The organism is Sphingomonas sp. CCH9-F2 (assembly GCF_001556735.1).
Classification (GTDB): domain Bacteria; phylum Pseudomonadota; class Alphaproteobacteria; order Sphingomonadales; family Sphingomonadaceae; genus Sphingomonas; species Sphingomonas ginsenosidimutans.
This window is the reverse complement of record NZ_LSJO01000022.1, coordinates 1-4,824: the sequence shown is the minus strand read 5'-3', so window position 1 is coordinate 4,824 and position 4,824 is coordinate 1. Positions and strand designations below refer to the sequence as shown.

The 4,824-nt window shown below is 63.3% G+C and carries 4 protein-coding genes and 1 pseudogene; 2 read left to right on the top strand and 3 right to left on the bottom strand.

Going from position 1 to position 4,824, the window contains the following annotated elements; genetic code table 11:
- Both AX685_RS00815 and AX685_RS00810 read right to left on the bottom strand, forming a co-directional pair.
- Positions 1-305: enoyl-CoA hydratase/isomerase family protein (locus AX685_RS00815; protein WP_197418423.1), on the bottom strand; the 305-nt coding region annotated here is incomplete at its 3' end.
- Positions 306-340: 35 nt separating this feature from the next.
- On the bottom strand, positions 341-1,885 hold the full coding sequence (locus tag AX685_RS00810) for a class I adenylate-forming enzyme family protein (RefSeq protein WP_017980754.1): 1,545 nt from the start codon (positions 1,883-1,885) through the stop codon (positions 341-343).
- Between the two features lie 250 nt (positions 1,886-2,135).
- On the opposite strand from AX685_RS00810, the gene AX685_RS00805 reads away from it, so the two are divergent.
- Both AX685_RS00805 and AX685_RS20745 read left to right on the top strand, forming a co-directional pair.
- Entirely contained in the window at positions 2,136-3,242 is a 1,107-nt protein-coding gene (locus tag AX685_RS00805; protein ID WP_017980753.1) for a CaiB/BaiF CoA transferase family protein, read from the top strand.
- A gap of 204 nt (positions 3,243-3,446) precedes the next feature.
- Positions 3,447-3,644, top strand: a pseudogene (locus AX685_RS20745) (integrase core domain-containing protein); the annotation flags it as partial.
- A 53-nt stretch (positions 3,645-3,697) separates the two neighbouring features.
- Here AX685_RS20745 and AX685_RS00800 read toward each other — a convergent pair.
- Complete coding sequence (locus tag AX685_RS00800) at positions 3,698-4,432, bottom strand: SDR family NAD(P)-dependent oxidoreductase (protein ID WP_017980752.1); 735 nt, start codon at positions 4,430-4,432, stop codon at positions 3,698-3,700.
- Positions 4,433-4,824 lie beyond the last annotated feature (392 nt).

Sequence of the window (4,824 nt, the reverse complement as noted above, 5' to 3'; positions counted from 1 at the left end):
GTCGGCAGCCGCGATGCTTCGATCCGCGTGAACACACGGCCCAACTCGCCGAGGAAATGCGCGAGACCGGTGCTGATAGGGGTATCGCCGGCACGGATCGCCCGCAGGTCGGCACCCGCGCAGAAGGCGCGTCCGACCCCGCTGATGACGAACGTGCGCACCGACGGATCGGCTTCGGCCGCTTCGATAGCGGCCTCAAGGTCGTGCGCCAGCCCGAGCGTGAGGCTGTTTAGCGCCTGCGGCCGATTCAGGTACACCCAAGAAGCGGGCCCGCGCGTTTCTACGGTGATATTCTCGAACGACATGAGTGGCTCCGCGGAATTTTCGGGCAGGACAGCGCTCACGCGCCGGAGATGCGACTGGCGTGGCCGGCCCAATAGGGCTCGCGAAGTTTTGATCGCAGCACCTTGCCGACGTTGCTCAGCGGCAGCGGCTCAGTCGTGAAGACGACCTGCGCAGGCTTTTTGAACGAACCCAGCCGTTGACTGACCAGATCGATGATATCCTGTTCGGAGATCTGCGTGTCCGGTGCGACGACGACCACCGCCAGGGGGGTTTCGCCCCATTTTTCGTGCGGGATGCCGAAAACGGCGGCGGCAACCACCAGCGGGTGATCGGCAATGACGTTCTCGATCTCGGCCGGATAGATATTGTAGCCGCCAGAGACGATCAGGTCGTTTGCGCGATCCAGCAAGTAAAGAAATCCGTTGGTGTCGACCCGGCCGATGTCGCCGGTCTTCACCCACCCGTCGACCATGCGTCGCGACGTTTCCTCGGGATCATCCCAAAACCCCTGCATCTGGCCGTTCTCGAACCGGGCAACGATTTCGCCCGGTTCGTCGGGGCCCAGCGCGCGCCCTTCGGCATCGCGTATCTCGAGATCGACAAAGGGCATCGCGCGGCCGACCGACTGAAGCGGGGTCGATCCCTCGGTCTGGCCGAACCATTCCTTCGGCCCAAGCGATGTCACGGGCAGGATCTCGGTCTGGCCATAGGCGGTGTGCAGCACCTCGTCGCCGAAGATCGTGCAGGAACGGCGTAGCGTCGCTTCCGACACCGGCGCGGAGGCGCTGAGCAGGCATTTCAGTTGGGGAAAGGCATGGCCTCGCGGATTGCCGTGGTGGACGATCGCGTTCAGCATGGTTGGCGCAACGAAGGCATAGCCGACGTTCTCGCGTGCCAGAATCTCGAGAAAGCTCTCGGGATCGAAGGCGTCCATCATGATGTTGCGGCCACCGATCGCCCAATACGGCGAGAACATGAATCCGGACGCATGCGACAAGGGGCCGACGTGCAGTACCGTCGACCCGGGGTCCGGTCGTGGCCCGACCGCTTGGAAGCCCGCGCAGATCGTCATCCAACTGCGGTGCGTGTACGCGACCCCCTTCGGAGCGCCGGTCGTGCCGCCGGTATGGCGTATGACGCACAGGTCGTCGGGCTTGATTGCCGGATCGGGATCTCTGTCTGATGCCTGGTCGAGCCAGCGCTCGTAGTCCGCATCGCGCACGATCAGCCGGTCGAGGTCCGGTAGTTCCTCGTTCAAGCCAGCGACTTCGGGTCGTAGCGCCGCATCGACCAGCGCGAGCCGGCAACCTGTGCTGCGCATCATGTGGGCATGGGATTCGCGGCGATTGCGGGCATAAAGCGGCACGCGAACGAAATTGCCGATGGCCGCCGCGAGAAAGATGTCGGCGGCTTCGATCGAATTCTTCTCGAGCGTCGCGATCTTGTCGCCGGGCCGCAGGCCGGTATCGGCCAGCGCATTGGCAAGGCGGACGCCCCGCGACCAGGCGCCGGCGAACGTGAAGCGACGGTCGCCGTGCACCAGTGCCTCGCGGGACGCGAAGTGGCTGGCTGCTCGGCGCAACTGGCTGCGTAGTTCCATCGTCAGCGCCGCCGAACGCCGAAGGGGCAGGCGTGCAGATTGTAGCCCAGGTCAGTCCGGATCGTTGCCATCAGCCTCTCCGCACACGCAGTGTCAGTCTTTGTCATCCCGGATCGGACGATGTCGTCGCGCTGTCCAATTCATTGGGTTCGAACCGTATTCCCCTTTTTCATATTTGTTCGAGCGGACGAAATGACACGACACAGCTCTAGCCCACAGAAATGTGGTCGATCGAGGTAGAGGACAGCGCATGAAGGGTCACGGGCCGCTCGCCGGCATACGCGTAATCGAGATTGCCGGGATCGGCCCGGCCCCATTCTGCGGCATGCTGCTCGCCGATCTCGGCGCCGACGTCGTGGTCGTGGATCGCCCGGCACCAAGCCCCGACGCGATCGACTTAGGCAGCGCGTCGATCCTCGACCGGGGCAAGCGGTTCGTCCACCTCGACCTGAAACAGCCCGACAGCGTAGCGACCGTCCTCGACTTGATCGAGCACTGCGACGCTCTGATCGAAGGGATGCGCCCCGGGGTCATGGAACGGCTCGGTCTCGGGCCCGAACCGTGCCTGGCCCGCAATCCGGCGCTGGTGTTCGGGCGGATGACCGGTTGGGGACAGGACGGCCCGCTCGCGCAGGCGGCGGGTCACGACATCAACTACATCGCGCTGTCGGGGGCACTATGGTACGCGGGTCAACCCGGCTCGCCTCCGGTCGCGCCGCCCAGTTTGGTCGGCGACCTAGGCGGGGGCGCGCTCTATCTTGCAGTCGGTCTGCTCGCCGCCATTCTATCTGCGCGCGCGACCGGGCGTGGCCAGGTCGTGGATGCCGCGATCGTCGACGGAAGCGCGCACCTTATGAATCTGCTGCTCAGCTTGAAGGCGGCCGGGCATTTCGTCAGTGATCGAGGCCGCAGTATCCTGGATGGTCCGCACTGGTATGCGACCTATCGCTGCGCAGACGATCGGTTCGTATCGGTTGGATCGCTGGAACCCAGGTTCTATGCGCTGCTGCGCGAGAAACTCGGGCTCGGGGACGACCCCGATTTCACCGACGGCTACGATCCCGCGCGCTGGCCCGATCTCACGCGACGGTTCGAGGCGTTGTTCCGACAGCGTACGCGCGAGGAATGGTCGGCGCTACTGGAAGGGTCCGACGCCTGCTTTGCCCCGGTGCTCGATCCGGACGAGGCCGCATCGCACCCGCATATCGCCGCGAGACAGATCTATCGAAGTATCAATGGCGTTGCGCAAACTGTGCCGGCACCGCGTTTCTCGAAGACGCCGCCCGCCATTTCGAGCAGTCGTTCCGCCGACGCCCATCAGCCGGGGTCGATCGTTACCGAATGGCGAGGTTGTTAACAATAGCAGGCTGCGAGGCGGAAGTCGTCTAGAAGGTGCTATCAGCGCGGTAGCGCCAAGCGCGTCGAGGTCGCATTTCCGTCTTGCGGACCTGCTCATAAGCAGACACATCGACCGTTTCGTAATTGGACCGAGCAAGTTTGCAGCAATTGACAGCCGCACCACAGTGCGCCCAGACAGCTGAAAGGCGGATAAGCGACCTGTCTGCGCGCCGAGTGCCTGAACAGCCATCGGTTGCTGTCGCTGGCGGACGCCCGGGCGAAGATCGAGGCTTGGCGACGGGAGCATAACAAGAGCCGTCCTCACACGGCTCTTGGCTGGCCGACGCCAGTGGAATATGCTGCATCCGCTTGGGTTAACCCCGGCGAATGCAGGCCGGACGCTCGCATCACGCCCGGATGAAAACCGGGGACCGTCAAACACCGGATTTCAGGTTCGACGTCGATCTACACCCATCAATGAAAGGTGCGCCCGCCGTCGATCGCCAACGCAACCCCGGTGACGTAGGACGATTCCTCGCAGCTGAGATAGAGAATGCCATTCGCGACTTCCATCGGGTCCGCGCTGCGCCTGAGGGCATAGGGCGATGCCTCGGACTCGGCGAACTTCACATGTTCGGGTGAGAGCAGTCCAGTCACAACAGATCCTGGACAGATCACGTTTACGCGGATCTTTGGCGCCAATTCAAAGGCCAAGGCCTTTGACAGCGAAACTAGCCCACCTTTCGAAGCGACATAGGCCGACATGCCATTCAGCGTTGGCATCAACGCAGTCCCCGACGAGATGTTGACGATGGTCGGTTTGTCGCTGTTTCTCAGATGCGGGAGCGCGGCCTGGATGAGCGTGTAGGGACCAGTCAGATTGACGGCCAGGACCTCATCCCAATCCTCATCGGTAGCGTCCTCGATCAGCCTGAGGCGGTGGATCCCGGCGACATTGACGACGCCATCGAGGCCGTCCATTGCGACGACGGCGTCCGCGACGCATCGGATCACCGCCTTGCGATCCGCGATGTCCGCAGCGAATGCCACTGCAGACACCGCATCCGCCACCGCCTGCACGCCGTCAGCCGTACGGTCGATGAGCGCAAGCCTTGCGCCTTCCCGGGCGAACAGTTCGGCCGTCGCGCGTCCGATACCCGAGGCGGCCCCCGTGACGATGAAGCGCCGTCCAGCCAGCCGACCGCTCATGATCCGACACTCGCGGCGAGTGATGCGCCCTCGAAGACAGCGTCGAACAGCGGATGTATACTCGCAATTCCCATAGTGAAATGATTCCTTCTGGAGACGATCGACACCTATTACCCGGGTCTCTCGAATTGAACGCAGACACTGCCGCCTTCACCGTCGACACGTCACTAATCTTGAAGGGTGGCCCGTCCACCCTGAGATGCCATCTGCATCGTATCCATTCGCTATGGACTGGTTCGAGTGCAGCGATCCGCCGAGGCCGATCGAACATCGCTTGCCTGACCGGAACCGAATGCGAGCGGCTATCGTGATGGCCGCTCGCCATGCCGCGCCCGGAGATTGTCAATCGGCGTCCAAAAAGGACCCCCTATCGGCGTGCAAAAGGGACCCCC

Coding starts and splice junctions, on each gene's coding strand:
- AX685_RS00810 (WP_017980754.1), bottom strand. CDS start 1,885: ATGGAACTACGCAGCCAGTTGCGCCGAGCAGCCAGCCACTTCGCGTCC.
- AX685_RS00805 (WP_017980753.1), top strand. CDS start 2,136: ATGAAGGGTCACGGGCCGCTCGCCGGCATACGCGTAATCGAGATTGCC.
- AX685_RS00800 (WP_017980752.1), bottom strand. CDS start 4,432: ATGAGCGGTCGGCTGGCTGGACGGCGCTTCATCGTCACGGGGGCCGCC.